Annotated in this window: 1 protein-coding gene; it reads left to right on the forward strand. The window is 71.2% G+C overall.

Going from position 1 to position 969, the window contains the following annotated elements; all coding sequences use genetic code 11:
* Positions 1–921: IS110 family RNA-guided transposase (locus KGQ19_RS48715; protein WP_212022466.1), on the forward strand; the 921-nt coding region annotated here is incomplete at its 5' end.
* Positions 922–969: the final 48 nt, after the last annotated feature.

The raw sequence follows: 969 nt of genomic DNA on the forward strand, positions 1-969 counted from the left end.
GGCACCGTGATCGCGGTCGGGGTGGAGGGCACCGGCTCCTACGGCGCCGCCCTGGCCCGGCACCTGACCGCCGCCGGGATCGTCGTGGTCGAGGTCGACCGCCCCGACCGCAAGACCCGCCGCACAGCCGGCAAGTCCGACCCCCTGGACGCCTACGCCGCAGCCATGGCCGTGGCCTCCGGCCGCGCCAGCGGCACCCCCAAAACCCGCGACGGACTGGTGGAGGCCATCCGGTCCCTGCACACGGCCCGCCGCGGCGCGGTCAAAGCCCGCACCGCCGCCACCAACCAGCTCAAGAACCAGCTGATCTGCTCACCGGCCGACCTGCGCGAGCAACTATCGGCGCTGGGCACCGCCGAGCTCATCGCCACCTGTGCCCGGCTCCGGCCCGGCACAGACCTGACCAGCCCGCTGGCCGCAGCCAAGAAGGCGCTACGGGCCATGGCCCGCCGCTGGCAGCACCTGGATGCCGAAGCCGCCGAACACGAAACCGACATCGCCGCCCTGGTCCGCACCGCCAACCCGGCCCTGCTCGCGCTGCCCGGCATCGGGGCGATCACCGCCGCCCAAATCCTGATCACCGCCGGCGACAACCCACAACGCATGCACTCCGAAGCCGCCTTCGCCCACCTCACCGGCACCGCACCCATCCCCGCCTCCTCCGGCCAGACCCGACGCCACCGCCTCTCCCGCGGCGGCGACCGCCAAGCCAACAACGCCCTCCACATGATCGCCATCACCCGCCTCGGACACGACGACCGCACCCGCGCCTACGCCGAACGCCGCACCACCGAGGGCCTGTCGAAGAAGGACATCATCCGCTGCCTCAAGCGCTACATAGCCCGCGAAGTCCACAAGGCCCTCACCAGCACAAACACCCCGCACCCGGCAACAAAACCCCAGGTCGCCACCACCCCTTGACAGACATAGGAGCATCCGAGGGGAACGAACCGAAAACCAGCCGGAGAA

Source organism: Catenulispora pinistramenti (genome assembly GCF_018274385.1).
GTDB lineage: Bacteria > Actinomycetota > Actinomycetes > Streptomycetales > Catenulisporaceae > Catenulispora > Catenulispora pinistramenti.